At 64.5% G+C, this 25,564-nt stretch carries 25 protein-coding genes; 14 read left to right on the top strand and 11 right to left on the bottom strand.

All coding sequences use genetic code 11. From position 1 onward, the window contains the following. Positions 1-21: 21 nt before the first annotated feature. Positions 22-975 carry a LysR family transcriptional regulator gene (locus tag BRPE64_RS06950; protein ID WP_016345356.1) on the bottom strand — a complete coding sequence of 318 codons (954 nt, stop codon included), beginning with the start codon at positions 973-975 and terminating at the stop codon, positions 22-24. Between the two features lie 261 nt (positions 976-1,236). Between BRPE64_RS06950 and BRPE64_RS06945 the strand changes: the two genes are divergently transcribed. The 3 genes from BRPE64_RS06945 to BRPE64_RS06935 all read left to right on the top strand — a co-directional run bounded on the left by BRPE64_RS06945 (position 1,237) and on the right by BRPE64_RS06935 (position 2,489). Continuing rightward, positions 1,237-1,581 (top strand): hypothetical protein, encoded by a 345-nt coding sequence (locus BRPE64_RS06945; protein ID WP_016345355.1) that lies wholly within the window; start codon positions 1,237-1,239, stop codon positions 1,579-1,581. A 27-nt stretch (positions 1,582-1,608) separates the two neighbouring features. Then, positions 1,609-1,875 (top strand): hypothetical protein, encoded by a 267-nt coding sequence (locus tag BRPE64_RS06940; protein WP_232519197.1) that lies wholly within the window; start codon positions 1,609-1,611, stop codon positions 1,873-1,875. A 74-nt stretch (positions 1,876-1,949) separates the two neighbouring features. Further along, positions 1,950-2,489 (top strand): cupin domain protein, encoded by a 540-nt coding sequence (locus BRPE64_RS06935; protein WP_016345353.1) that lies wholly within the window; start codon positions 1,950-1,952, stop codon positions 2,487-2,489. Between the two features lie 21 nt (positions 2,490-2,510). On the opposite strand, the gene BRPE64_RS06930 is transcribed toward BRPE64_RS06935, so the two are convergent. Continuing rightward, a complete protein-coding gene (locus BRPE64_RS06930) occupies positions 2,511-3,461 on the bottom strand; it encodes a DMT family transporter (protein ID WP_016345352.1) in 951 nt (316 codons plus the stop codon). A 388-nt stretch (positions 3,462-3,849) separates the two neighbouring features. Here BRPE64_RS06930 and BRPE64_RS06925 point away from each other — a divergent pair, with 388 nt between their 5' ends. Together BRPE64_RS06925 and BRPE64_RS06920 are read left to right on the top strand one after the other, a co-directional pair. Then, on the top strand, positions 3,850-4,305 hold the full coding sequence (locus BRPE64_RS06925) for a DUF883 family protein (RefSeq protein ID WP_016345350.1): 456 nt from the start codon (positions 3,850-3,852) through the stop codon (positions 4,303-4,305). 179 nt (positions 4,306-4,484) lie between these two features. Then, positions 4,485-4,862, top strand: coding sequence for a response regulator transcription factor (locus BRPE64_RS06920; protein WP_016345349.1), 378 nt, complete (start codon positions 4,485-4,487; stop codon positions 4,860-4,862). 46 nt (positions 4,863-4,908) lie between these two features. Here BRPE64_RS06920 and BRPE64_RS06915 read toward each other — a convergent pair whose 3' ends face one another. Then, on the bottom strand, positions 4,909-5,184 hold the full coding sequence (locus BRPE64_RS06915) for a DUF1488 family protein (RefSeq protein ID WP_044041331.1): 276 nt from the start codon (positions 5,182-5,184) through the stop codon (positions 4,909-4,911). A gap of 236 nt (positions 5,185-5,420) precedes the next feature. Continuing rightward, positions 5,421-5,645 (bottom strand): FmdB family zinc ribbon protein, encoded by a 225-nt coding sequence (locus BRPE64_RS06910; RefSeq protein ID WP_016345347.1) that lies wholly within the window; start codon positions 5,643-5,645, stop codon positions 5,421-5,423. A gap of 171 nt (positions 5,646-5,816) precedes the next feature. Here BRPE64_RS06910 and BRPE64_RS06905 point away from each other — a divergent pair, with 171 nt between their 5' ends. Next, complete coding sequence (locus tag BRPE64_RS06905; RefSeq protein ID WP_016345346.1) at positions 5,817-6,362, top strand: DUF4142 domain-containing protein; 546 nt, start codon at positions 5,817-5,819, stop codon at positions 6,360-6,362. 37 nt (positions 6,363-6,399) lie between these two features. Here BRPE64_RS06905 and BRPE64_RS06900 read toward each other — a convergent pair whose 3' ends face one another. Further along, positions 6,400-7,101, bottom strand: a complete 702-nt coding sequence (locus tag BRPE64_RS06900; RefSeq protein WP_051180313.1) for a carbonic anhydrase — start codon at positions 7,099-7,101, stop codon at positions 6,400-6,402. A 261-nt stretch (positions 7,102-7,362) separates the two neighbouring features. Here BRPE64_RS06900 and BRPE64_RS06895 point away from each other — a divergent pair, with 261 nt between their 5' ends. Continuing rightward, the gene (locus BRPE64_RS06895) at positions 7,363-7,680 is read left to right on the top strand and encodes a TFIIB-type zinc ribbon-containing protein (protein WP_044041329.1); all 318 of its coding nucleotides are present in this window, start codon (positions 7,363-7,365) and stop codon (positions 7,678-7,680) included. Between the two features lie 65 nt (positions 7,681-7,745). Then, positions 7,746-8,252, top strand: a complete 507-nt coding sequence (locus BRPE64_RS06890) for a CBS domain-containing protein (RefSeq protein WP_016345343.1) — start codon at positions 7,746-7,748, stop codon at positions 8,250-8,252. On the opposite strand, the gene BRPE64_RS31855 is transcribed toward BRPE64_RS06890, so the two are convergent. Continuing rightward, on the bottom strand, positions 8,253-9,023 hold the full coding sequence (locus BRPE64_RS31855; protein ID WP_051180311.1) for a hypothetical protein: 771 nt from the start codon (positions 9,021-9,023) through the stop codon (positions 8,253-8,255). 859 nt (positions 9,024-9,882) lie between these two features. On the opposite strand from BRPE64_RS31855, the gene BRPE64_RS06880 reads away from it, so the two are divergent. The 4 genes from BRPE64_RS06880 to BRPE64_RS06865 all read left to right on the top strand — a co-directional run bounded on the left by BRPE64_RS06880 (position 9,883) and on the right by BRPE64_RS06865 (position 16,952). Beyond that, entirely contained in the window at positions 9,883-11,220 is a 1,338-nt protein-coding gene (locus tag BRPE64_RS06880) for an O-antigen ligase family protein (RefSeq protein ID WP_193788516.1), read from the top strand. Next, on the top strand, positions 11,217-12,536 hold the full coding sequence (locus BRPE64_RS06875; RefSeq protein WP_044041328.1) for a cellulase family glycosylhydrolase: 1,320 nt from the start codon (positions 11,217-11,219) through the stop codon (positions 12,534-12,536). Before BRPE64_RS06880 ends, BRPE64_RS06875 begins: the two co-directional genes overlap by 4 nt. Positions 12,537-12,720: 184 nt before the next feature. Next, positions 12,721-15,153 carry a polysaccharide biosynthesis tyrosine autokinase gene (locus BRPE64_RS06870; RefSeq protein WP_016345339.1) on the top strand — a complete coding sequence of 811 codons (2,433 nt, stop codon included), beginning with the start codon at positions 12,721-12,723 and terminating at the stop codon, positions 15,151-15,153. A gap of 251 nt (positions 15,154-15,404) precedes the next feature. Next, positions 15,405-16,952 (top strand): methyltransferase regulatory domain-containing protein, encoded by a 1,548-nt coding sequence (locus BRPE64_RS06865; RefSeq protein ID WP_044042036.1) that lies wholly within the window; start codon positions 15,405-15,407, stop codon positions 16,950-16,952. Between the two features lie 318 nt (positions 16,953-17,270). Here BRPE64_RS06865 and BRPE64_RS06860 read toward each other — a convergent pair whose 3' ends face one another. The 3 genes from BRPE64_RS06860 to BRPE64_RS06850 form a co-directional block, all read right to left on the bottom strand. Further along, positions 17,271-18,566 (bottom strand): RNA polymerase sigma factor, encoded by a 1,296-nt coding sequence (locus BRPE64_RS06860; RefSeq protein WP_016345337.1) that lies wholly within the window; start codon positions 18,564-18,566, stop codon positions 17,271-17,273. After that, positions 18,563-18,961, bottom strand: coding sequence for a VOC family protein (locus tag BRPE64_RS06855; RefSeq protein WP_016345336.1), 399 nt, complete (start codon positions 18,959-18,961; stop codon positions 18,563-18,565). Before BRPE64_RS06855 ends, BRPE64_RS06860 begins: the two co-directional genes overlap by 4 nt. 115 nt (positions 18,962-19,076) lie before the next feature. Beyond that, positions 19,077-19,430 (bottom strand): YciI family protein, encoded by a 354-nt coding sequence (locus BRPE64_RS06850; RefSeq protein ID WP_016345335.1) that lies wholly within the window; start codon positions 19,428-19,430, stop codon positions 19,077-19,079. Positions 19,431-19,923: 493 nt separating this feature from the next. Between BRPE64_RS06850 and BRPE64_RS06840 the strand changes: the two genes are divergently transcribed. Both BRPE64_RS06840 and BRPE64_RS06835 read left to right on the top strand, forming a co-directional pair. Beyond that, positions 19,924-22,008, top strand: coding sequence for a hypothetical protein (locus BRPE64_RS06840; protein ID WP_016345334.1), 2,085 nt, complete (start codon positions 19,924-19,926; stop codon positions 22,006-22,008). 320 nt (positions 22,009-22,328) lie between these two features. Continuing rightward, positions 22,329-22,727, top strand: a complete 399-nt coding sequence (locus BRPE64_RS06835; RefSeq protein WP_144063330.1) for a DUF2917 domain-containing protein — start codon at positions 22,329-22,331, stop codon at positions 22,725-22,727. 19 nt (positions 22,728-22,746) lie between these two features. On the opposite strand, the gene BRPE64_RS06830 is transcribed toward BRPE64_RS06835, so the two are convergent. Further along, a complete protein-coding gene (locus tag BRPE64_RS06830; protein WP_173405437.1) occupies positions 22,747-24,360 on the bottom strand; it encodes a tannase/feruloyl esterase family alpha/beta hydrolase in 1,614 nt (537 codons plus the stop codon). A 198-nt stretch (positions 24,361-24,558) separates the two neighbouring features. Continuing rightward, positions 24,559-25,419, bottom strand: a complete 861-nt coding sequence (locus BRPE64_RS06825; RefSeq protein ID WP_016345331.1) for a LysR family transcriptional regulator — start codon at positions 25,417-25,419, stop codon at positions 24,559-24,561. Between the last annotated feature and the right edge of the window lie 145 nt (positions 25,420-25,564).

The following is a 25,564-nucleotide window of genomic DNA, read 5'->3' as shown; positions in this document are numbered from 1 at the left end:
TTCGGCCACGCACCTGACTACTTAATTGGTCTTACGATGTGAAGTTTTGCCGGCGGCGCAGGCGGGTTCGTTCGCCAGCGTCTCTTCGACGTATTCGCGCAAAAACGCGACCCAGGTGCGGATTTTCGCGTCGAGATATTGGCGCGACGCATACATCGCATAGATGGTCATGGTCTGGAGTTCCCACTCGGGCAGCACGCGCACGAGCGCGCCGCTTTGCAGCCACGGCAGCGCGGCGAGCATCGGCAGCGGGGCGATGCCGAGGCCGTCCGCCAGCGCGACGGCGACCGCATCGGCCGAATTCACGCGCAGACGGCCCGGTTCCAGATCCACCGCGACGGGGCCGCCCGGACCTTCGAAAATCCATCGGTCGATCGGGAAAAACGTCGTGACCATTTGCAGGCACGCGTGTCTCGGCAAGTCTTCGAGATTGTGCGGCGCGCCCGCTTTTTCCAGATACGCGGGCGACGCGCACAGCACGCTCGGCATCGAGCAAATCTTCGTGGAGACGAGCGCGGAATCGGGAAGGGCGGATGTGGTGACTTGCAGGAAAACGTCGAAGCCTTCGTCGAGCATGTCGGGCACATGTTGCGACAGCGTCAGCTCGACGCGCACTTGCGGATGCTGCTCCAGATAGCGCGTCAGCGCAGGCACCACATAGTGATGTCCGAACGTGATGGGCGCATGCATGCGCAGCACGCCGCTCGGCGAAGTCTGCGCGTCGCCGGCCTCGGCTTCCGACAGATCGACGAGTTCGAGCACTTCCTTGCAGCGCGCGAGATAGCGGTTTCCCGCGTCGGTCAGCGCGACGCGGCGTGTCGTGCGGTTCAGAAGACGCGTGCGCAGATGCGTCTCGAGTTCGGTCACCGCGCGCGAGGCCTGCGCCGTCGTGATGTCCATGTGCTGCGCCGCGATCGTGAAGCTGGCCGCTTCCGCCACACGCGCAAAGATCCTCATGCTTCGCAACAGGTCCATCGTCCCGTCATCCGTTTTAGCGAAGCGGGAACTATCCCACGCGGGCGCGGGCGCGCGCAACCCGGACGCCGGGCGAACGGCGCGCCACGCGTCGGTCCGGGCGGCTGGCGCATTTCCGCATATTCGTTTCAGGATTCACATCTGTTACAGGGCTTGTAACTCAGCGGCAAATGCCTGCGGCTAACATGAATTCATGGCCGTGTGGCGGCTATTGAGAATTTCATCGCAGCTTGTTACTCAGCCTGATCAAAAGAGGCAGAAATGAACGTCAAGGGCCTGGTTGGCATCGGCATCGCACTGTGCGCGGGTCTCGCGTGCGAAGCCGCGATGGCGCGCGTGAGCGTCGGCATCAATCTCGGGCTTCCCGTCTATGCCGCGCCGGCGCCGGTGTACGTCGCACCGCCGCCGCCGGTTTATGTCGCACCGCCCGCGCCGGTTTATGCCGCGCCGCCCGCCGTCGTGTATCAGCCCGCGCCGGTTGTCGTGGCGCCGGGACCGGCCGTCGTCGTGGGATGGCATGGCGACCGCTACTGGGACGGGTATCGCTACTGGAATCGCCGCGACTGGCATGCGTATCGCGGCGGCTACGGTTATCGCCACTGGTAAGCGTCGAGTGGCCGGGGAGCAGACATCGTGAAAGACACATCTCGAACTAGCACCAGGGCGCGGCTCGCGCGCCGGCTGATCGTGCCGCTGGCGCTCGTGCTGACCGCGGGCATCGGCGGCTGCGTTTATGCGCCGCCGTATGGCTACGCGCCCGCGCCGGCGTATGGGTATGGCTACGCGCCGGCCTATGGTTATGCCTATGGACCGGGCTATTACGCGGCGCCTTCGGTGTCGCTGGGTATCGGCTTCGGCGGCGGGGGCGGGGGCGGGGGCGGCCACGGGCACGGTCACTGAGGACCGAGGCACGAATTCATCACTTGGAACGGCCGTTGCTGCGCTTTTTCTGACACTTCCGGAGAAACCGCACGATGGCCGAACAAACTGTAAGCCTGCTCGCGCAAAACGCCCGCTGCGAGCATTTCATGCTGGCGCCGAATGGCTGGGTGCCGAACAATTCGCGTCTGCCGGTGCTCCTCTGGCGCGGCGCGCTCGATCTCGATCCCCGCGCCGCAGATGGCGCTACCCGCTTCGAAGCACTGTTCGCGCAGAACGGCTGGCCGCCGCAATGGCGCGACGGCGTCTTCGACTATCACCACTTTCATTCGACCGCACACGAGGCGCTCGGCATCGCATCGGGCGACGCGGAGCTGATTCTGGGCGGCCCGCATGGCCGAAAGATTGCCGTCAACGCCGGCGACGCGCTCGTGTTGCCCGCCGGGACCGGCCACTGCCTGCTGATGGCCGGGCGCCGTTTTCAGGTGGTCGGCGCGTATCCGCCCGGCCAGCAATGGGATATCCGGCGCGACGCGATCAGCGATGCCGCCCGCGCCGCGATGGAACTGCTGCCGTTTCCGCCGTGCGATCCCGTCGCGGGTGAAAACGGCCCGCTGGTTCGCCACTGGCGCTGAACCGCGTCCGCTTTGTGTGCTTCACGCCTTGCCTTCCTCGGCGCATTGCGCGCGTCGTGCGCGGACGAGCGGCACGCGCTTGACGACGCCCGTCGCCAATGCCGTGCCGACGAGTACGATGGCGCACGCCGCCGCCATCCCCACCGATACGCGTTCGCCGAGAAACAGCGCGCCCCACAGAATGCCGAAAATCGGAATCACGAAAGTAACGGTGATCGCGCGTGCAGGCCCGACGACCGCGATGAGGTGAAAGAACATCATGTAGGCGACGCCCGTGCAGGCAACGCCCAGGCCGAGCACGGCGCCCCACGATTGCATCGACACCGGCGAGACCGGCCACCACACGAGCGCGAACGGCGCGAGCACGAGGGTCGCCGCGCTCATCGTGCCGGCCGCGACCGTCAGCGAATCGACACCCGTCAGATGCCGCTTCGTGTAACTGGCAGCGATGCCGTAGCAGAGCGTCGCGCCTAGCGCGGCGAGCGCCGCAAGCGCAGTCGTCAGCGGGGAAATGGGCGCGGCGGCGGCATCGTGGACGAACATCTGGTCCCAGACGAGCGCCAGCACGCCGGCAAAGCCGATCGCGAGCCCGGCGACGCGCATGCGCGTCAGGCGATCGTTGAGCCACAGGAAGGCGACGAGCGCGCCCCACAGCGGCGTCGTCGCGTTGATCACCGACGTCACGCCCGCCGACAGCGTCAGCTCGGCATACGCAAAAAGACAAAACGGCGCGGCCGAATTCAGCACGCCGACGACGATAAGCGGCCACGCGCGCTCACGCATCGTGGCGAGTGCCGTGCGCAGCGTGCCGCGAAAGACGAGCATCGACAGCAAAAACAGCGCGCCGATGCCGACCCGCAGCGCCATCAGCGGCGCGACGCCGAGATCGGTCACGCCGACGCGGATAAACAGAAACGAGCCGCCCCACAGCGCGGCGAGCACGAACAGTTGAGCGAGATTGACGGGATTCATGGCGGGCTTCGTTTTGAGAGTGGATCGCGAAGCCATCGTATCGGTGCGCGGCCGGACAACGTTTCGGCGCGGCGTGAAACGAAAGATGCGTGCGGCCGGCGTCCGGCGGCGGTGTGCGGAATGCGGCTGGCTTCGCTCTACGCCCGCATCGTAAGGCGCGCACGCGGGCGGCGACAAACGAGCAATTCTCACCGTTATGTGAAAAAAATTGCACTAAGCCGCGCGGTTATTGCGAGTTCGATTAGCAAGCGGCCGAAATATCTTCGAGATTCGGCCGACACGCGTACGGCCGGATTGCCGACGGATCGATTCGGTGCGAACCTTGCTGCATCGATCGGAAAGATCGCTTTTTGCAGCGCGATGGACGCGGTGAACTCGGGAGAAAGCCATGGACCAGGCAAACGGCAGCGCACCTGCAATTCAATCCGATGACGCGCCGCTCGCGCGCCGCACGGTGGCGAGCGCCATGGAAGCCGCGCTCGCGCCGGGCATGGCGCAGGCGACAGAGGCGAACGTGAGACCGCTCGCACCCGGCGCAGCGCACAAGCCGGCGATGAACGCGCCGTATCACGTCCACGGCAGCGTGCTCGAAGGCGGCGACAGTCCGGCCGTGCTCGCACAACCGGCCGCCGCGCGCGCCGAAGGGAAGGGCAGCACGTTCCATCCGCCGCCGCGCTCCGCACGGCGCACGCGCGACAGGCTCGCCAACGCGCAGGATGCGTTCGTGGTGCGTTATCGCCGCATGAGCGACGGCACCGACGACTTCGTCCATGACAACCCGTGGAAGGCAATCGCGATGGCGGCGGTCGGCGGTTTGATCGTCGGATTGCTGGCCGCGCGTTGATCGGCACGCGTGCGATAAGACGGAAGCGGACAGCGGGCCTCGTCCTTGCTGAAAGGATGATGCCGGCACGGCGCCCATCGCCGCGCCGGCCCGCCATGGAAGAACGACCGTACGACAGGCGCACCAACCGGTGCGAGATATGGAACCCGCGGACGACGACGTTCGGAGGACCGCGGCGCGTGTTGATCGCGCATTCCGAAACGAACGTCGGCGAATCGTTCGCGCTGCTGCTCGCCATGCGCGGTTTCGAAGCCGTGCAAATGGCCGATGTGCCCGCCGCGTTGCACTTTGCGCGTCAATGGCAGCCACAAGTGTTGTTTGTCGATACGCTCATCGGCGAGTTGCACGATCATGCGCTCGCGCGTCAGTTGCGGGAGGTGTTCGCGGATGTCGCCGAGGGCGATGAAGTCGAAACGCAATTGATGATCGCACTCGCCGCCGATGCCACGCGCGATCCGCGCGACACGCTGCACGAAGCCGCCTACGACGGCTTTTGCCGGACGCCGTGTCCGGTCTGGTGGCTATACGACGTGTTGAAGTGCTTCTATGTCAATTGAAGCGCGATTGAAGCGGGCAGCCGGAACGGCCGCCCGCCGTGCTGCGTCACATGCTGCGGGAAGTCTTGAAATCGTTGGTTTCCAGTTCCACCGACTGGCCGTGATTGCGCTCGAGCGCGCGCCGCGCCGCCTCTTCGATTTGCACGCGTCCGCCTTCGAAGGCGGAGAGCAAATCGTGCGATGACGTCCCGTTGTTGCCGAAGTGATCGTTAAGCGCATCGAGAGAAACGCTGCACCAGACCTCGCGGCCATCGACATTGGCCTCGAATGCGACTCGCGCTGCCGCCACGACATGACGTCGCCCGCTGAACTCTATCGCCATCCTTATCACCTCCTGTTATTCGTTGGGAACATGCAGAACACGCAGAACGCGCAAATCATGTCATTGCGCGATGAAACTGCGGCCGGGAAACCCGCACGTCTTGCGATGAAGATGCTATTCGACGGTGCATGCCGCCTCGCGCGGCATCGTGCATCAGCACCGTCGTCTTGCATCATACGCCCGCCATGCAACCGGGGCGTGTCCGGGTGACTTTGCAATGGCCATGCCCGCACCTGCTAAGGACAGCAGGCGCAGCCGCCGCGATGGCGCATGCCGTAACCGCCGGCTTCCTCGGCGCCGCCGTCCGACGCGCCCGCGCCGCCGACGCTTGGCGCGCCGATGGTCACGCGCGCAGCCGTCGCGCCGCAGTGCGGGCAGGCGGCGGGTTCGTCGCGCTCCGCGATGCGGCGCATGGCTTCGAACGCGCCGCAGCCGGCGCACTCGTAATCGTAGACAGGCATGTCGGTTCCGTTTGCAAAAAGGAGGTGAGTCTTTTCGGTTATTTCAGTTTATCAAGCGCGTCGGGGGCGATCGATCGCTTATCCGCCGTCTCTCTGATAAAACGCGTCGTGGCATCGCCATTGCTGAAACATGACTAAGGTCATTTTCGACAAGACACTTAAGGAGGTTTCATGAAACGCAATGCCACGCTGTTCGCGGCGCTCGCATCGACCATCCTCGTCGCCGCCGCGCCCGTCGCGCTCGCGCAGACCGAGGCAGCCAGCACGACGATGGCCAACGATCTGCCGCCCGTGGATAAGGCTTTCGTACAGGCGGCGTCCGCGGCGGGATCGACGGAAATCGACGCAGCCAAGCTCGCGACCAAGCAATCGCAGGACAAGGACGTGAAAGACTTCGCGCATCACATGATGATCGATCACACGCGGCTCGCGCTTCAGCTGAAGATGGCCGCGCCCCACGGCGTCACGGTGCCGATGAGCAACTCGGACCCGTCCACGATCGAATCGCTCAAGGCGCTGCACGGCAAGGAATTCGATGCCGCGTATATCCAGAAGGTCGGCGTGCAGGGACATCAGGAGGCGGTGCAGGTCTTCCAGAAGGAAGCGCAGGAAGGACAGAACGCCAAACTGAAGGAAGCCGCGCAAAAGGCGCTGCCGACGATTCAGCAGCACCTGAAAATGGCACAGGAACTCGCCGCGAAGAAGGGCGTGCAGTAACGCTCACGCAACCCTTACGCGAAGCACGCCGCGCCGCCTAGCGCGCGGCGCGGCGCAGCATCCGCAGGCGCGCGTCTTCGAGCGATTCGAACCTGCTCTCCGCTTCGTCGTACACCGACACCTTGCCGCGCCCGATGTCGTACACCCAGCCCTGAACCTGCAGCTTGCCGAGCGCGAGATGTCCCGCGACCGCCGGATGCGTGCGCAAATGCGTCAGCTGCAGGCGGATGTTCTCCTCGACCATCGCATGCACGATGCGCTCCTCTTCGAGCTTGCGCGCCATCACGACGCTGCGCGCCGCTTCCGCATTGCGCAGCCACGCGTGCACCGTCGGCATTTCATCGGCGATGGTCGCGCCTGACGCGAGTCCCTTCATCGCGCCGCAATCCGAGTGGCCGCAAATCACGATCTGCCGCACATTGAGCGCGAGCACCGCGTATTCGACCACCGCCGACACGCCGCCCAGCATCTCGCCATAAGCCGGCACGATATTGCCGATGTTGCGGCATACGAACAGCTCGCCGGGACGCGTCTGCGTGATCATCTCCGGCGACACGCGCGAATCCGCACAGGTGATGAACAGCGTGTGCGGCGTCTGCCGACGCGCGAGGCTCTTGAACAGCGCTTCGCTGTCGGGAAAGACGAAACGGCTGAAATCGTCGACGCCTTGCAGGAGATACAGGAGATCGGGCGCGTCGGAGCCTTCGCGTTCGTCACTCATCGCGGATCTGTCGGACATGGGATTGCCTTGGCTATTGGGTTCTGTCGTGCGGCGCGTGCCGCTTCAGACCGAAAGCTTGCGCATTTTTGAGACGGATCGCAAGTCAGCTCCATTATTTCAACTTTTGTATGCACAGATTTGGTGCGAAGTGTGTCGTGCTTCTCGCCCCACGTCGTCAACTTCGGTTTTTACGAACCTATTCCCCCGTAATTTCGCATTTTTCGATATGCGTCCTTTCGCTACATTGCTTACATCGAAAGCAAACAGAAAGGATTCGATATGAAGTGCCCAGTGTGTCCGGCGACCGAGCTGCTGATGAGCGTGCGGGAAGGCATCGAGATCGACTATTGCCCGCAGTGCCGCGGCATCTGGCTCGACCGTGGCGAACTCGATCAGCTGATTCGCCGCGCGGAGCAAGCCGCGCTCGCCGAAGTGCAGGCCGAGCGCGCGGAATGGCGCGAGCAGGAGCGCGAGCGGCGGCCGCATCGCACGGAAGAACACCATCAAGAGAATTACCGCTATGGAGATGCGCGCGTGCGGCGTGAGCATCCGCGCCGCAAGAAGTCATTTCTCGGCGATCTGTTCGATTTCGATTGAGCGGATGCGCGAGATGCAGCACAACCCGCACGTTGCGGACAGCAGAGACAACACGGAGAACGGCAATGGCAACGGTGAAGCAGATCCTGAGAGCGAAGTCCGACGCATCGGTGCATACGATCGATGCCGAAGCGAGTGTCTTCGAGGCAGTCGCGTTGATGTCGAAGGTTCAGGTGGGCGCGCTCGTGGTCACGGTGGGCGACGCGGTGTGCGGCATCGTCACCGAGCGCGACTATGCGCGCAAGGTGATCCTGCAGGACAAGGTTTCGCGCACCACCACGGTCTGCGAAATCATGACCGCGCCGGTGATGTCCGTGAGCCTGCGCACGAGCGCCGAAGAATGCATGGCGCTCATCACGCGGTACCGCATCCGTCATCTGCCGGTGATGGAAGGCGGACGGCTGATCGGCATGGTGTCGATCGGCGACATGGTGCGGCATTTGATCGAGGAGCAGCAGTTCGCCATCGATCAACTGGAGAGTTACGTGCGCGGCCCGCACCACGACACGCCGACGTGCGCGCTCACGCGCAGCATGCCGATCCCGCAGACGCTCGAGACGCGCTTCATTTGATCAGGTCGCGTCCATGCCGGTGACGGGCTCGACCGGGCGCACCGGCTCGGTCGGCGGCGCGAAATCGCGGCGGAAGCGGTTGAGGGCGGAGAGTCCCATCGAGAGTCCCGGATCGAGATAGTGAACGATCAGACTGCGGCGCTCGCCGTTCATCACGTCGAGATTGCAGTGCTGCATCAGAAAGCCGTTGAACACGAACACGCTGCCGGGCTTGCCCTTGATACGCGTGCAGATGCCCTGATCGAGATGCCGTTGCGTTCGCGCGAGGCGTAGCGGGAGGGGCATGTTGCGCTCGCTCCACTGCAGGCTTTTGGTGAAGAGATTGCGCGTGCGGCCCGGCAGACGGCGCGGCCTGGTATAGGCGATGAGATCGCCCGCGCGTTCGTCGTCGGCGGATTGCAGCAGGATCACGAGCGTGAGCACGTGCGAATCGTAGTGGCGGCAATGGCTGTTCGAATCCGTCGTGGGGCTGCCGACGCGCAGACCGAACCACGGGCCCATCGCGGCCTTCGCCTTCAAGGTCGACTCGACCCAGTCGGACGCCAGTCGCACCGACTCGCTTTCCAGTTCCTTGAACTTCGGGATTTCGCGCAACGTGTGGAGCACGTCCTTCGCGCTCGTGAAAAACTGCTTGTGATCGGGCGTGGCGTCATGGGCGACGTCGAGCTTCGACTTGATCTCGGCAAGCAACTGTTCCGGCACCACCGATTCGAAGACAGCCAGTTCGCCCCGGCACGCGCGCTGCAACGCGTCATGATCTTGTTTTTTCATATGCACCCCGAAATATAGCGGTAAGTGAAACTGCGACTGGCTGGCAGATTGGCTTGCAGATCGATGCGCAGCGTGACGACGCGTCAGCGGCGGGCGTTCTCGTGATGGCTGTCGTGTCGTCGCGACGGGAAGGGGCGCGAGCTTCGCTGTCGAACGCGACGGGAGGCCGCGTGCGTGCCGTGCGCGCTTCGTCGGGCGCAGAGGTTGAGCGGGTTTCCCGGAGCCGCGCCGCCGCCGATGCCGATGGCGGTCTGTCCATCCGGCGGCCATGCTGCCCACGCGTGCTGATCCGTGCGCTGGTCGGTGCGCTTACCGGTGTGCCTGTTGGTCTCGCTCATGGCGGTTTCTTGTTGTGCGAATCTGTTTTGTTTTGCTTTCGGGTTCCTGTCAACCCGTCCCGTCCAGTTGTGTCCGTCGTCGCGGGCACTAACCAGTCAGTACATTTTCTGTACTTTGTTCGGCAATCCTATCGTTGAGGCCGCGCGCCGAATGTACGACGGCGCACGCGACACGCGGCGCCCCGCACATCGGAGAAACCCGGAGCGGTACGACAAATTTCGCGCGACGGGCCGCTCGATAGCATCACCTGATAGCACCGCCCGATAGCACCACCCGATGCTTTTCGCGACCGCTTTATGAGCGCCAGCCGACACAGCAAACGTTGGCCGCGCTCGCTCCCGGCGCATACGTGCGTCCGCGCACGGAGCGCGATTAAGCGGACGGGTAATTTTCGGACATCAACGAGCCCGGCCAGGCTCGACTCGCCTATCGCACGACGCTTGCACATCACAACGACGCGTCCGGCGGTCAGGCGAAAAACAACGAAACGACGATCCGAACACGGACATCCGGGGATTCAATGAACAGGGCATCGCTGGAAGACAGACTCTGGGTGGCGACTTTTATCGTCGCCGTGGCGAGCGACGTGCTGTCGGGCGTGATCCGCTATGCCACATCGCTGGTCGGCGCGGCGCCGGCCACCTATCTGCCCAAGGTGCTGATGCTCGCCTGGGTGCTCTATATCCTGCTCAAGCGGCCGAAAGCGAGCCACGCGATCATCGCGCTGTATCTGCTCGCGCAGTCTTTCGTGTCGCTGTCTCACGGCGTTGCGCCCGAGGCTGTCGGCTTCTGGGTCTGGACCGTCATGCCGATGCTCTTCGCGCTGACCGCATCGCCCCAGGCGCTTGCGCTGCTCAACGGCGGCGGGGCGCGCGTGGCCATCTTCGTGCTGGCGGCGCTGAGCTTCGTCGGGCTGCTGCTGAACAGCTATTCGCCGATGCCGTGGGTCGGGCAGAGCGTTTCGGTGGGCGGCCACAACGTTTCGGTGGCGATGTCGTCGTATGTGGGCGTCGCCTCGCGTCTCACCGGCTTCGGCCGCGACAGCGCATCGACCGGCCTGATGGTCGGGCTGCTCACGACTTTCCTGCTGATGCGCACCCGCTCGAAGCTGCTGCAACTCGCATTGCTCGGATGCGCGGGCGCGGCGGTCTACGCGACCACCAACAAGACGGCGCCGGTTGCGCTTGCGCTCGTTGTCATCGCGCATTGCTTCCTCGCCTCGTCGACGATCAAGCGCGCCTGCCTGTGGGCCGCCGGCTTCGCGGTGGCCTTCCCGATCGTGACGTTCCTCGCCACCTCGGCGATCAATCTCGCGGGCACCGGCTATACGACGCTGGCATCGTTTCAGGACCGCATGTGGAATACGTGGCCGCTCCTGATCGAAGGGCTGCTCAAGGACAACCGCATCTGGCTCGGTCTCGGGCCGGGCGGCTTCGGTTCGGCGGCAACCTACTACGAGAGCGCCTTCGGCTTCAACGTGGCGTATGCGGACAACACGGTGCTCTACGCGGTCGCGAGCTTCGGCTTCTTCGGCGCGCTGGTGCTGGTCTGGGCGCTCGTGCGTCTGATGCTCAAGGCCGAGCCGACCGACCGCGCTTCCTGGGCGATGCTGCTCTATCTGCTGTTCGCCTGCGCGAGCACGGACATCTGCGAATCCATCGGCTGCCTGCTGTTCCTCGGCATCACGATCCGCTATCTGCGCGAGAGCGTGCCGGAAACCTTCAGCCAGATGAGCCGCATGCCGGCACATCCGTCGATGCGCGCGAATGGCTTTGTCGTCGATGAGCGGGGCGTCGAGCGTCATCACGATGCGTTGCTGGACGCCTCGCGCGGCAGCTTCGGGAGGCATCTGACGTGATGCGCCCCGGTCCTCGCATGGCGCGCCGCGTGACGCTTGCCGTGCTCCTCGCGTTTTGCGGCGCGCTGCTCGCGGCGTCGCCCGCGCCGACGGTCACGCTCGACGGCGCGGCGAATTCCGCCGAAGTGCCGTATGCCGCCGTACCGAAGTTCGCGGCGTCGCGCGCGAACACGGGCGTCGCGATTCACGAGATCAACGATCCGCGTCTGCTCGACGCCGTGAAGGATGTCGGCTTCTCGTTCGTGCGCACCGACCTGTTCTGGGAAGCGGTGCAGGCACCCGACGGCTGGCACTTCGGCACGTTCGACGGGCTCGTCTCAAATCTCTCGGCGCGCGGCCTGGGCGCGCTCTTCATCCTCGGCTACAAGCATTACATGTTCAGCCCGGATCAGCCGCCGACGTCCGCGCCGCAGCTCGCCGCGTTCCGCACGTATGTGTATCAGGCGGTGTTTCGCTATCGCAACGCGCCGGTGCGCTTCGAGGTGTGGAACGAGCAGGACCACAAGGATTACTGGCTCGCGACGCCGTCGCCGCGTGCGTATCGCGCGTTGCTGGAGACGGCGGTGAGCGCGGCGCGCGCGGCCAATCCCGATGTGACGATCGCCACGGGCGGCGTGCAGCAGGTCGATCGCGACTTCATCCGCGCGGTCGGCGACATGAGTGCCGCGAAGTCGCGCAGCGGACCGGATGCGGTGAGCGTGCATCCGTATCGCCAGCAATATCCGGAGACCGTGCTCGACGACTACGCGGCATTGCGCGAAGACCTCTCGACCTACGCGAAGCGTCCGCAAGTGTGGGCCACCGAATGGTCATACCCAAGCTATGCATACGAATATGTAGCGGACATTGCAGATGGTCATTCGCCCGAAGCGCGTGCGCGTCAGGCGAAGTATGCGGTGCGGCTCTTTCTGATGAACTGGATCGCGCAAGTCGGCCTGACCTCGTATTACGACATGCGCAACGACGGCACGAACCCGCGCGAGATGGAGCATAACTTCGGGCTGCTCGATGCGGGCAACGCGAAGCTGCCGGCGTATCACGCGGTGAAGCATCTGTTCGGCTTCACGGCGGGCGTGAAGAACGCGCGCTGGTTCATCGACGAGAAAGAGAAATATGCGGTGCTCAAGTTCGAGGCCGGCGGCGCGACGAAGTATGTCGTGTGGTGTTACGGCGCCGGCAACGTGATGAATCTCGACGTGTCGCGCCTGCCCGGACGCGCGGTCGTCACCGATCTGTACGGCAAGCCGCGCACCGGGCGCGGCATGCTGGCGGTCACCGAAGCGCAGGGTCCGGTTTTTATCAGCGTGGCTTCGTGAAAGTGCAGTGATTGCAGTGTTTGCAGTGATGTGGTTAGTGCGGTGAGTGCGGGGAGGGGGAGGGGCGCGTACGGGGAAGACGCGCCTCTCTTCATGTTTCGATTCGGATGACTTAATGCTTTTGCCGACGATGGCCAGTCGCCACTGACGTCCTTGGTCTTCATTTCTTTGTTAGGGATATAACATGCTTTCATACAACATGCGCCCCACCTTGACGCCAGTTCCGCAGCGCGGCGACGGAGTCGTCGATCTCTGGCGCAGCGTCGTGCGCCACAAGACGCTGCTTGGCGCCGTCACCGGCACATGCTGTGCGGCGGGCGTGCTCTACATCCTGCTCGCGACGCCGCAATATCGCGCCGAGGCGCTGCTGCGCGTGCAGAGCAAGGCGGGTGTGGCGATCAGCGCACTGTCGGACGTGTCCGGCTCGATGGCCGCCGACGGTTCCGCAAGCGACGAAAGCGACGTGCTGACGTCGCGCTCGGTTGTCTCCGCGGCGATCGCGCAGACGGGCGCGGAGACGGTCGTCGAGACGCAAAGCTTCTTTCCGGTGATCGGCCGCTGGATGGCCACGCGTCACGCCACCGACCGCGAACTCGCGCCGGCGCTGTTCGGGCTCGATCAGTATGCGTGGGGCGGCGAGCGCCTGACGCCCGGCGTCTTCGACGTGCCGAAGGCCGCGCTGCAGATGAAGTTCCACGTCGTCGCGGGCGAGGGCGGACGCTGGACGCTCTTCGACAAGAACGACACGCGCCTGGCCGAAGGCCGCGTCGGCGAGACGGTGCCGTTTCAGGTCACGACGCCCGATGGCCAGGCGCCCGGCGAACTGCGCATCGACACGTTGCGCGCGCGCCCCGGCGTGTCGTTCCAGATCACGAAGTATTCGCAGCAGATGACGTTCGACAACGTGCTGCAGCGGTTGCGCACGTCGATTCCGCCGCGCGAGTCGTCGCTGCGCGACCCGGCGCTGATCCATCTGACGTACCAGGCCGAATCGCCGTTTGAGGCGCAGGCCATGGTCAACGCGATCATCAAGACGTATCAGCAGCGCGATATCGAACGACGCGCCGCGCAGGCGCAGACAAGCCTCGACTTTCTGCGTCAGCGTCTTCCCGCTCTGCGGGCGGACCTCGAACGCGCGGAAGGGCGCCTGAACAGCTTCCGCACGCAGACCGGCACCGTCGACATGCAGCAGCAGAACGTCGCGCTGATCGCGCGCATGAGCAGCCTCGAGGAACGGCAGACGACGCTGCAACTCGCGCTCGACGCCGCGCAGCATCGCTATCGTCCGGACAGCGAGCAGTATCAGGCCGCGCTCACGCAGCTGAATCAGGTGAAGCGCGAGATCGGCGATGCGTCGAAGACGGCGGCGAACCTGCCGACGATCCAGCGGCAGTATGTCGAACTCGCACGCGACGTCGCCGTGACGACGCAGCTCTACACGAGCGTGCTCACCAACGCGCAGCAGCTCGAAGTGGCCGCGGCCAGCACGCCGCCGGGCATCGCGGTGGTGGACTGGGCCGTCGCGCCCGAGAAGCAGTCGTGGCCGCGTCAGTGGATCGTGCTGCTCGGCTCGATCTTCGGCGGCCTGTTCGTGAGCACTGTGTCGATCTATCTGATCGCGCTGCATCGCCGTGAACTGCGCAGCCCGGAAGAGATCGACCACTTTTCGCAAGTGCCGCGTCTCGCCGTGATCGCGCGCTCGACGGCGCAACTGCGTCAGGACGTGCGTGCGCTCACGCATAACGCGGCGCCGGCCAAGCTGCTCGCGATGACGAGCCCGACCGATCCGAGCGTCGAGGCACTGCGTTCGTTGCGCAGCAGCGTGCGGGCGATGCTCTCCGGCGTGCCGATCGCGAATCATCCGGGCTTTCATGGCCTGCATCCGATGAACCCGCTCAATCCGATGAACCCGATGGCGTTGAGCCATGCAATGGGCAACTCGTTCGGCAACACGGCCGGCAACTCGTTCGGCAACACGATGAGCGTGATGAATCCGGGATACGTCGTCGAGGCGACCGATACGAACGACGGCGGCGGCCGCGTGATTCTCTTCACGGGTCCGACGCAGGGCGTGGGCAAGAGCTTCGTGTCGTCGAACTTCGCGTATCTGCTGGCGGAGACGCGCGCCTCGGTGCTGCTGATCGACGCCGACATGCGTCAGGGCCGTCTGCGTCATCTCGTCGATGGCCGCGAAGGTCCGGGTCTCGCGGAAGTGCTGGCGGGCACGGCGCGCGTCGACGATGCGATCGTGCCGCTCGGCGATGGCGGTCTCTCGATGATGGATGCGGGCGCGGAGTATCCGGAGAACCCGGCGGAACTGCTGACGCGCCCGGCGTTCCAGGAAATGATGACGATGCTGCGCGACATCTACGATTACATCGTGATCGATTCGCCGCCGGTGCTGCCGGTCAGCGATGCGCTCTCGATCGCGATGCAGAACTGCGACCTCGTGCTGCTCGTGTCGCGCGCGGACCGCACGGGCGCACGGCAACTGGAGGAGACGCTGCGCCGCCTGGAGAATGTGGGCGCGAAGGTGGGCGGGCATGTGTTCAACGGCTTCGCACCGGGACGTTACGGTGCGCGCGAGGAATACGGCATCAGGACGTCGACGCGATAAGAAGAGTGAAGGGTGGGGGTTCGGGCCGGAGTGCTGGGGTTTCCCAGCCTCCGGCTTTTTTATTGTCGTTACGCGGGGAAATCGAAACGGTTGCTTCGTTTGGCCGATGACTGACTTCCCATTGACGGATTTCGACGAATACCTTCGGGCCGGCTTCTACACTGCCCGATGCGAGCGTGTACGCGCGCATCGAGATATCGATCGAGACATCGAAACGCAGTGTTGTGAGGACAGTCAATTTGGCAACCGAAATGAACGAAGGCACCCAGGGGATTCGCGCGAGCTACGACGCATTTCCGTATCACTCTTTTCCGTACAGCAAAAGCGCGCCGGAGAATCTTGCCGTCGTTGCGCATCTGTTCGGGCTCGATGCGCCGGACGTGCGCGAGGCGCGCGTGCTCGAACTGGGATGCGCATCGGGCGGCAATGCGATTCCCTTCGCCGCGCGCAATCCGAAGGCGCGGGTGGTGGGCGTCGACTTGTCAGCGGTGCAGGTCGAAGAAGGGCGCCGGCGTATCGGCGCATTGAAGCTCAGGAACATCGAGTTGCGCGAACTCGACCTGACATCGATCACACCGGCGTTCGGCGAGTTCGATTACATCGTCTGCCATGGCTTGTACAGCTGGGTGCCGGCGGAGGTGCGGGATGCGATTCTACGCATCTGCCGGGACAATCTCTCGGCCACCGGCGTTGCGTACATTTCGTATAAAACGTATCCGGGCTGGAAAGCGCATGAGACCGTGCGCGATGCGATGTTGCTGCGCGCGGGGCGCGAAGGCGACATCAGGCATCGGCTGGCGCTCGGGCGCGGGATGATCGACTTTCTGCGCACGCATGCGCGCGGCGGTAGCGTGCTTGCGCAGGCCGTGGCGCAGGATCACGCGACCATTGCACATGCCGATGCGAATTACGTCGCTCACGATTACCTTGCCGATTTCAGCGCGCCTTGTTATTTCCTCGACTTCGTCAGGCACGCCGAGTCGCAAGGCATGACCTGTTTCGCCGATGCCGACCCGGACACGATGTTCGCCGTCAATTTCGGCGACGAGGTCGCGCGGCCGCTGATCGACGAATGTGCTGGCAATCAGGCGCTGCTCGAACAGTATCTGGATTTCATCCTCGACCGGTCGTTTCGCTCGTCGCTGCTCGTGCGCGGTGAGCGCAAGGAAGGCGTTCGCCATGATCTGGACGAATCGCGTTTGCGTGCGTTGCATGTCGCCGCGTCGCTCGTTTGCAGCGACGGCGAAGTGCGCCTCGACGATTCGCCACAACGTTTCGCGACGCCGGAGGGCAGGGTCGTCGTTCTCGATCGACGTGTGTCCAAGGCTGCCGCGCTCGCGCTGACTCAGGCCGCACCCTTTACGCTGAACTTCGATCAACTGCGCGATGCGGTGCGCGAGCGCATCGAGGGCGCGGGCGCGGAAGATCTCGACGCGACGCTGACTGCGTTCGTCGAGTCGATCGTCGTTCGCGGGTTCGGGCGATATCGTCTTTTGCCTGTGGCGCGAAGCCGTGCGAATCCGTGTTTGTCGGATGCCGCTCGCGGATATCCGGGCCATCTTTCGGAAGGACAAGTGCTGCACACCTTCAACGTGTGGCACGAGCCTGTCGTACTCGATGCGGCCGGCCAGTTGATGCTGCCGTACATCGATGGCAAGTACACGCGCGACGCATTGCTCGCCATGCTGGAGCAAGCCGTGCGGCAAGGCCTGACGATCGGCGCGGAGGCTGGCGCGCCGGGTGATTCGCGCGATGTGGAGATCGCGCTGGATCGGATGTTGCGCCAGCTTGGCGCTTGATGGGTTTTGCCGGGGATTTTGCTCGCCGGGACGCTGTGTGTGGCGTCTCGATCTTCGGTCGGATCGGCGGCGCGATGGTCTCGGGTTTGTCGCGGGTCGGCGTCGGGCGGAAGTTGGTGTAGCGGTTTCGGAGCGTCGTCAGCGCGCGCTGCGGCGAATTCGTATCTGGTCGCTAGAACAGTCGCCAGCTTGCCACCCGTTGAAAACCCGACATCTGTAAATAGCCGGAACACGACATTACAACTTAGCCACTACAATCAAAAAGTTCGCTAATTTATGTTATGTCAAATTAACAATCCAACCAGCCACGCGAAAACCTCACGCCATCGCCGCAGCCCGCTCCATCAAAAACTCCCGCTCCCGCGCATTCTTCGCCAGCGACGCCGCCCGCTCGAACTCCGCCCGCGCCTCATCCTTACGCCCAAGCTTCGCCAGCAAATCCGCCCGCACGCTCGGCAGCCAGTGATAACTCCTGAGCGCCGGCGCCTCGCGTAACGCATCGACGATCGGCAACGCTTCCTCCGGTCCGTACGCCATGCTCACCGCAACGGCGCGATTCAGTTCGACGACCGGCGTCGGCGCCGTCTGCATCAGCGCGTCGTAGAGTGCGACGATCATCGGCCAGTCGGTGTCGGCGGCGCTCGGCGCGCGCGCGTGACACGCGGCCAGCGCCGCCTGCAGCGCATACACGCCGCGCGCACCGCCCAGCGCTTCGGAACGTCGCAAGGCCGCGAGCCCGCGCCGGATCAACAGCGGATCCCAGCGGCTGCGGTCCTGATCCGGCAACAACACCGGACGGCCTTGCCGGTCGACGCGCGCCTTCGTGCGCGACGCCTGAATCTCCATCAGCGCGACCAGCCCGTGCACCTCGCTTTCGTCGGGCATCAACTCCGCGAGAATGCGACCCAGCCGCAGCGCGTCTTCGCAGAGCGCCGGACGCATCCAGTCGTCGCCGGCCGTCGCGGAATAGCCTTCGTTGAATACGAGATAGATGACTTCGAGCACCGATCCGAGCCGCGCCGCGCGCGCATCCGCTTTCGGCACCTCGAACGGCACGCGGGCCGCCGACAGCGTGCGCTTCGCCCGCACGATACGTTGCGCGATCGTCGGCTCGGGCACCAGAAACGCCCGCGCGATTTCGTCGGTCGTGAGGCCGCCGATCAGCCGCAGCGTCAGCGCGGCGCGCGCATCGACGGACAGCAGCGGATGGCACGCCGTGAAGATGAGCCGCAGCAGATCGTCGCCGATATCGTCTTCGCGGGCGGCGTCGAGCGCATCCACGAAATCGGGCGTGACGTGAGCCTCCTGCGCGTCGAGATCGCGCCCGTACTCCTCGTGCTTGCGCGCATGCAGCGCGTGTTGCCGCAGACGGTCGAGCGCCTTGTTCTTCGCTGTCGTCATGAGCCACGCTCCCGGTTTCTCGGGCACGCCCGCCTCGCTCCAATGCTCCAGCGCGGCGACGAACGCGTCCTGCGCCAGCTCCTCGGCCAGCGCGACGTCGCGCACGACGCGCGCCACGCTCGCAATCACCTTCGCCGCTTCGATGCGCCATACCGCGTCGATCACGCGGCGTGTCGCATCGTCGGTGGCGCTTTTCTGCTCTCGCCCGCTCACGCCGCTTCCGGGCTCATGTGCACGAGTTCCCAGATATGTCCGTCCGGGTCTTCGAAACCATGGCCATACATGAAGCCGTGATCCAGCGGCTCGCGCGGCGCACTCCCGCCCGCCGCGACGGCCTTCGCCACCAGATCATCGACTTCCGCGCGGCTCTCGCACGACAAACACACGAGCGCTTCGGTGCCCGCGTGCGCATCGACGATCGGCTTTGCCGTGAACGTCTGGAAGAATTTTTCGACGAGCAGCATCGCGTAAATGTTTTCGCCGATGACGAGGCACGCCGCGTCGTCGTTCGTGAACGCGGGATTGAAGCTCAGTCCAAGCGCTTTGAAAAACGTCATCGAACGCTTGAGGTCGCGAACCGGCAAGTTCACGAAAATCTGCTTGTGCATGGCGAATGTCTCCGGGTTTGAATGATTTGATCGTCTTCGCTGACACGACGAACGGCGCCGCAAAAAATCGACGCGAAACTGAACGCGAAATTACCGAATCAGGGAAATCACCCAGTCAGAAGTAACACGGGCCGACTTTGCGGACTTCGATCGTGCACCATGCCGCCGCCGGACACTCGGCGGCAATTGCGACCGCCTCTGCGCGGGTCTCGCAATCGATGAGGAAAAAACCGCCGATCATTTCTTTGGCCTCGGCGAAGGGTCCGTCGATGACGCGGGCGTCGCCGTTCGTGGTCGTGACGCGCGCGGCGTCCGCCTGCGACGTCAGCGATTCCACCGCCCGAAGCACGCCGCGCGCCCGTAGCGAATCGGCGAAACGCACCATTTGATCGTATGCTTCGCGCCCCTCCTCCTGCGTGCGCACAGCGCGCTGACCGACCGGTTCCACGACGAGTAGCAGATAAGCCACAAGCACCTCCGCGAAAAAATTTGATGGCGTTCAAGTTAAACCGTCGCGCGCGCAACGGCAACACTGACGGGGTTTAAGCATTTCTTACGACGATTTAATCAATTGTCATACGTTACAAGTACTTACGCGCTATTACGCACTGTTACCGCTTGTTCCTAGTAGGATTCGCTCCGAAGCTTGTGTCATCAAACGTTCGCGCGCGCACAGTTTCGCGTGTCTCCAGCTGCTAGCGATCGGCGCACTACGCCCTGTAGAACCCGACACCTCCTTGGTGATTCGATCCGCAAAACCCTCCGCGCTTCCCGTCGACGCGCAGAGCAGACTTTTGCGCCCTCGTTTTCCGGCTCGACGAGTCGAACATCGCGGGGCGCGCGCGACAAAAACGCCTGGCCGGATGGCTTTCGCCGTCCCCTGCCTGTCCGTCAAAACCCTCGATGCCCGATGGCGTCGCCGGGCGCTCGTTTATGCGCCTGGTTCATGTGCGTATGACACGATGAAAACGAATCCTTTCCTGCTTTCGACGCTCGCGCTCGCCCTCGCTGCCTGTGGCGGCGGCGGTGACGGCACGTCGCCCTCGTCGGCCGCGAACGCGGCAAGCGCGTCGAGCGCCTCGAGCGCGTCAAGCGCCAGCGCTCCGGCGGCGAACGCATCCGGCAATGCAACATCGACCGCCAACGCTTCGAACGCGGGCGGCACGAGCGCCAACGGTTCGAACGCAGGCGGCACGAATGCCGCGCTTTCGTCGCAGACGTCGGCCGCGCTCGACGGCGACGCCGCCGCGACCACGCAGGCCGCCGCCAGAGCGACGGCGAACCTGCGCCTCACGTGCGCGTCGCCGACGGTGTCGTCGGCATCGGGCGGCGATGGCCAGATCACCGTCGACACGCCGGGATCGGACGGCTCGCGCATGTTCCCGACCAACACGAAATTCAAGGTGGCGATCACGACGCGCGCAGGTTCCGCTGACACGCTCAAGTGGAGCATCGCCGATGCGCTCGGCAAGACGGTTGCCTCCGGCAGCTTCGCCGCGCCCGCCGTCGCCACGACGACCACCCTCACCTGCACGTCGACGCTCGCCGGTTACTTCGCCGTGTCGGCCACGCTCGCCAACGCGGGCGGTCAGGTGCAGACCTCGGGCACGCGCCCGAACGGCATCGCGACCTTCGGCGTGATCCCGAATCTGGCCGCCGTGATTCCTGCCGTCACGTATGCGAAGCAGGAGCAACATCGCTTCGGCATGCAGGGCTTCAACGACAACGGCACCATGCTCACGGCGCTCGGCATCACGTCGACGATCGACGACCGTCAGATGTCCGTGACGGAGCCGAACAGCCGCAACACGTTCAACCCGAACGCGAACAACCTCGACCCGTTCTACACGTCGGGCAAGGTGATGCGCCTCGTGCGTCTCGACGGCATTCCCGGCTGGGCGAGCGGTCACGGCATGAACCCGGACTACGCCTACGCCCCGGCCGATCTGAGCTACTTCACGAACTATATGGCCCGCGTCGGCCAGGAAACGGAAGCGATCCGCGCGAAGTACTACCCGACGATGTCGGCGAACTACTATCAGGTCACGTGGGAGCCGTATGTCCAGTGGAAGGATTCGGACGCGAATTTCGTCGCGCTGTACAAGGCGGCCTATCAGGGCCTGCATTCGAAGGATCCGCGCGCGGTCGTGATGGGCCCGGCCGAACCGTTCCCGTCGCTCACCACGGATCGCCTGAAGCGCCTCGCGCCGCTCGGTCTCGCGCAGTATCTGGACGGCATCGCGACGCACGGTTATTACGATGCGGGCACGTCGCCGTCGCATCCGCCGGAGCGCCGTCACACGGACCCGGATCCGGCCGATGCCGCCAACTCGCTGCTCAACGAGATGCGCAACCTGCGCGCCGAAATGGCGAAGGACTACAAGCCGAACATGAAGCTGTTCGTCACGGAAACGGGCATCAGCTATGACGTCGGTTCGAGCTACGCCCCGAACTATCCGACGCCGAACATCCTGTTCGCGCAAGGCGCGGTCGTGGCGCGCACGCACATCATCCTGCTCGGCGAAGGCGCGGATCAGACCTACGTGTTCTTCGGTCCGGACTTCCCGGGCGAAGCGGGTCACGGCACGTTCTTCGACCTCGACCATCCGCAGGCGGAGTTCGGCACGACCAACATCAGCCCGAAGCCGGGCGCGATGGCAGTTGCCGCGATGACGCGAGTGCTCGACGGCACGACCACGCTCGGCCCCGTGAAGAACCTGCCCTCGGGCGTGTATGCGTACTCGTTCCAGCAGCTGAACAACGGCCGTGTCATCACCGCGCTGTGGACGCATAACAATGCGGTCTGGCCCGCGTCGAACGGCAACTTCAGCACGACGTACAGCACGAACTACAAGCTCAACGTCGATGCAGCCGGCACGAGCGGCACGGTGCAACTGATCGATGCGATGGGCAACGTTTCGAGCGTGCCGTACACGAACGGCGCGATCACGCTGAGCCTGACGGAGTCGCCGCAATACGTGGTGTCGACCAACGCGGATGTCGCGAAGAACAACGCGACCAAACCGCAAGGCTATACAGGTCTCTGATCGTTGCGCGGCCGCTACTGGCCGCAACTAGATAAACCCGGCGCGGGCTTCCCTGCGCCGGGTTTTTTTCATGTGGCGTTGCATCTCGATATTGACAAACGCGAACGCGCCACACGATACTGCGACACATGCACGCAGCCATCATCGTTACCATCGCCGCGATTAAAAACCGTATGAACGCCATCTGTGGCGGGTCATCGGAAGAGCGTGTGCGTTAGCGAAACAGGCAAACAATCCATTCCGAAGGCCCCGCCGCAAGACGGGGCCTTCTTGTTTTTGCGTGCCCGGTTCCGTCTTCGGCTCACATCATGGAGAGCAAGATGGAAGAGGTGTCGCAGGTTTTTGGAAGGCGTGGCGTCGGCCACGGTGTCGCGTCGGGCAGGCTGGGTTCGTGGGGCGCGCGCGTGGTCGTTTTCATCGACGTGCAGCCGCATCAGATCGTGTCGTGGACGCTTACGCGCGATGCCGAGTTGCGCATCGCCGATACGTCGACGACATCGGTCTGGCTCACGCGTCATCAGGATCCCTACGACTACTGGCTGAAGCCCGGCGATGTCGTGCGCCTGTCGCGCGGCGAACGCGTGTGGCTGTCATCGGAGAGCGATCGCGCGATCGAAATGTCGCTTACGTCGTATCCCGATGGGCGTCGCGGTGTAATCGGCCGCTGGCTCGCGAGGTACTGGCCGCGCTTCGCGAGGCCGCATGCGAACGCGCTCTAGCCGTCGCTCTACGGTTGACTCAAGGCTCGACGCAGCGAAAGTTCGCGGCGGAATTGATGCTGCCGCGGCCGATGTAACGCGGATAGTTCGGATAACGGCATATCGGCCGCGTGCGGCCGTTGGTGGCGGGCGCGATGTCGCTGCCGATGAGCGTCTCCGGCGCGACGCCGCTGCTCACCCATTCGTCGAGCGCGCCGAGTTCGTCCCACGCCGGAATGAACACGCCGTTGCCGTGCTGAAAGCCCGGCACCATGTAGAGGCGCATGAACGAATCGACGGTGTCGCTGCCGTAACGTTCCAGCAGCCCGCGATAGAACGCGATCGTCTGGTTCGGGCTGATGACTTCGTCGGAGAGGCCGTGCATCGCGATGAGCTTGCCGCCGTGCGCGATGAACGCGGAGAAATCCGGGTTCATCGCGCCGACGGTGTACGCGAGCGTGATCAGGCGCTGCTTGAAGCGGCCGGGGTTGTCGATGTCGAAGGTGAGCGCGCTGTAGCCCAGATCGCGCGCGACGAAGTGGCGGACGTACGCATCGCCCTGCGCGAACAGATAGCCGTTCGCCGCGAAGGTCGGCGGGTTGAGCAGCACGGGCGAATCGCCGAGGCCGAGCGTGCCCGAGAAGTCCACGCCCTGAAATACGTTGTAGCCCGGATACCGGTCGACGCCATAGGCGAGCGCGTATGGCATCGTGAGGCCGTCGCGCAGCGCCTGGAGCGTGTCGAGCTGCGCATCGGAAAGACAACTGTCGCGCAGTGACGGACGCTGCCCGTTCGCGCAGCGCAACGACGCGATGATCTGCGGCTCAAGCTTCCGGCACGCTTCCACATTGCTGATGATGCCGTCGGCCGCGCCGTCGAGGCGGTCGCAATCGTGCATGACGGTCTCGAACACGCGGCGCTGCTGCGCGAGCCCGACGAAGCCGCCCGGCTTCGCATACGACGACTGCCCGACCTTCACGCCCATCAGCCGGACGCCTGAGAAGTTGATCGCGGGCGCGTTGGCGATCACGCCGTCGTAATCGTTCGGGAAGCGCTCGATCACGGTGAAGCCTTCGCGCCCGCCGGTCGAGCCGCCCGCGAAGTAGGTTTTTTCAGGCGAACGGCCGTAGCCCATCTCGATGAGCGCCAGCGCGACGTCGCGCGTTTTCTTGAGATGCCCGAAGCCGAAGTTGACGATGGCTTCGTCGTTGACCGCGAAATCCGCGCGGCCCGCATTGCCGACGTGTCCCGAATCGGAGCCGAACGTGGCGTAGCCGCGCGCGAGCGGCGTCGAGTCGGGCGCGAAGGACATCGGCTCGGTGCCGGAGACGATCGTGCCGTTGTAGCCGCCGCCGCCCATCTGCAGCGCGCGGCCGTTCCAGCGCGTCGGCAGATTCACTTCGAAGCGGATATCGGGCGTCGTATCCTGCAGCGCGCGGATGTAGCCGGTGATGCGGCAATACTCGCCATTGCGGTTGCCGGGCGCGGCCGCCTTCACGATCGATGCGCTGAAAACCGTCGCGCCGCGCGTCGGCAGCCCGATCACCGAGGCGGGCACGATCTTGCCGTCGAGATCGTCGCAATGCTTCGCCAGATACGACGCGGCGTGCGCGTGCGGCGCGTGTGCGAGCGCGAGCGCCGCGAGGGCGAACATCGCGAGGAGCGCCCGGAAGCGGGACGGATCGGAGGAAAGGCAGCGCAAAAAGCGAAACACGTTTCGGAAGTCGCTACTTCAAAAGCCGCACAATATATAAGAACAGTTTGACGATCGCTATCCGGGACTCCCGGCCGTTGCAGCGGCACAACCGGTTCCCTGCCCTCGCGCGCGCTCAACGGAGATTCGAGCGGCGTTTCATTCTCCGTCCCATTCGCCGCGCAGGTCGCTGTTTTCGAGAAGCTGTAGCAATGTTTCGGCCGGACGCCCCGGATGTTTCGAGCAGAACGCGATGAATTCCACTTCCGGCAGTTCGGGCAACTCCGCGCGGTTCACCGGCGGCGCCAGTCCGCGCGCCGCCAGAAAATGCGAACGCACGGTCAGTCCGAGGCCGCCGCGCGCCGCCGCGATGCAGCCCGCGTGACTGCTGCTCGTGCAGACCATTTGCCAGCTCGCGCCGCTCATGGCGAGCGAATCGAGCACGACGCCGCGCGTGACGCTCGGCTCGGCGACCAGAATGAGCGGCAGCGGTTGCGTCGTATCGACGACCGTGCCGGGCTTCGCGAGCCATTCGAGCCGCCCGGAAAAGAGCCGCGTGCCGCGCGCATCGCCCAGACGCCGCTTGCCGACCGCGAGATCGAGTTCACCCGCATCGACCATTTGATAAAGCCGTCCCGTCATGCCGATGGTGATTTCCAGTTCCACATCCGGATGCGCGTCGCGAAAGGCCGCGAGCACGCTCGGCAGCGGCCCGAGCGCCAGATCGTCCGACGAGCCGAGCCGCACGCGCCCGCGCAGCCGCGGCGAGCTGAACTGGGACTGCGCGTGCGCCATCGCGTCGAGAATGACGCGGGCGTGCACGAGCATCGCTTCGCCGTCGGCGGTCAGCGCGAGCGAATGGGTATCGCGCACGAACAGCCGCCGCCCGACGCTCTCCTCCAGCCGGCGAATATGCTCGGACACGCTCGACTGCCGGAGCCCGAGTTGCCGGCCGGCGTCGGTAAAGCTGTGCGACGCGGCCACCGTCGCGAAGGTATTCAGCCAGACTGGATTGAGCATGCGCCATTGTCATCGCCAAATACGATGACAGTCAATGCGGTTAGCGGTCTTCCCGATGACCCTGCGAGACACTAAACTTTCATGATGCGCGCGGGAAACCGGTTTCAAACGGCTTTCCAACGAGCTTTCGATCGCGCGCGTCCTC

This window comes from Caballeronia insecticola (genome assembly GCF_000402035.1).
Taxonomy (GTDB): Bacteria; Pseudomonadota; Gammaproteobacteria; order Burkholderiales; family Burkholderiaceae; genus Caballeronia; species Caballeronia insecticola.
The sequence above is the reverse complement of the archived record's forward strand: the minus strand, read 5'-3'. Positions and strand labels throughout refer to the sequence as shown.

Bases quoted from the DNA above. Each gene is read 5' to 3' on its own strand.
- BRPE64_RS06950 (WP_016345356.1), bottom strand. From the start codon at position 975: ATGGACCTGTTGCGAAGCATGAGGATCTTTGCGCGTGTGGCGGAAGCG.
- BRPE64_RS06945 (WP_016345355.1), top strand. From the start codon at position 1,237: ATGAACGTCAAGGGCCTGGTTGGCATCGGCATCGCACTGTGCGCGGGT.
- BRPE64_RS06935 (WP_016345353.1), top strand. From the start codon at position 1,950: ATGGCCGAACAAACTGTAAGCCTGCTCGCGCAAAACGCCCGCTGCGAG.
- BRPE64_RS06930 (WP_016345352.1), bottom strand. From the start codon at position 3,461: ATGAATCCCGTCAATCTCGCTCAACTGTTCGTGCTCGCCGCGCTGTGG.
- BRPE64_RS06925 (WP_016345350.1), top strand. From the start codon at position 3,850: ATGGACCAGGCAAACGGCAGCGCACCTGCAATTCAATCCGATGACGCG.
- BRPE64_RS06915 (WP_044041331.1), bottom strand. From the start codon at position 5,184: ATGGCGATAGAGTTCAGCGGGCGACGTCATGTCGTGGCGGCAGCGCGA.
- BRPE64_RS06910 (WP_016345347.1), bottom strand. From the start codon at position 5,645: ATGCCTGTCTACGATTACGAGTGCGCCGGCTGCGGCGCGTTCGAAGCC.
- BRPE64_RS06905 (WP_016345346.1), top strand. From the start codon at position 5,817: ATGAAACGCAATGCCACGCTGTTCGCGGCGCTCGCATCGACCATCCTC.
- BRPE64_RS06900 (WP_051180313.1), bottom strand. From the start codon at position 7,101: ATGTCCGACAGATCCGCGATGAGTGACGAACGCGAAGGCTCCGACGCG.
- BRPE64_RS06895 (WP_044041329.1), top strand. From the start codon at position 7,363: ATGAAGTGCCCAGTGTGTCCGGCGACCGAGCTGCTGATGAGCGTGCGG.
- BRPE64_RS06890 (WP_016345343.1), top strand. From the start codon at position 7,746: ATGGCAACGGTGAAGCAGATCCTGAGAGCGAAGTCCGACGCATCGGTG.
- BRPE64_RS31855 (WP_051180311.1), bottom strand. From the start codon at position 9,023: ATGAAAAAACAAGATCATGACGCGTTGCAGCGCGCGTGCCGGGGCGAA.
- BRPE64_RS06880 (WP_193788516.1), top strand. From the start codon at position 9,883: ATGAACAGGGCATCGCTGGAAGACAGACTCTGGGTGGCGACTTTTATC.
- BRPE64_RS06870 (WP_016345339.1), top strand. From the start codon at position 12,721: ATGCTTTCATACAACATGCGCCCCACCTTGACGCCAGTTCCGCAGCGC.
- BRPE64_RS06865 (WP_044042036.1), top strand. From the start codon at position 15,405: ATGAACGAAGGCACCCAGGGGATTCGCGCGAGCTACGACGCATTTCCG.
- BRPE64_RS06855 (WP_016345336.1), bottom strand. From the start codon at position 18,961: ATGCACAAGCAGATTTTCGTGAACTTGCCGGTTCGCGACCTCAAGCGT.
- BRPE64_RS06840 (WP_016345334.1), top strand. From the start codon at position 19,924: ATGAAAACGAATCCTTTCCTGCTTTCGACGCTCGCGCTCGCCCTCGCT.
- BRPE64_RS06835 (WP_144063330.1), top strand. From the start codon at position 22,329: ATGGAAGAGGTGTCGCAGGTTTTTGGAAGGCGTGGCGTCGGCCACGGT.
- BRPE64_RS06830 (WP_173405437.1), bottom strand. From the start codon at position 24,360: ATGTTCGCCCTCGCGGCGCTCGCGCTCGCACACGCGCCGCACGCGCAC.
- BRPE64_RS06825 (WP_016345331.1), bottom strand. From the start codon at position 25,419: ATGCTCAATCCAGTCTGGCTGAATACCTTCGCGACGGTGGCCGCGTCG.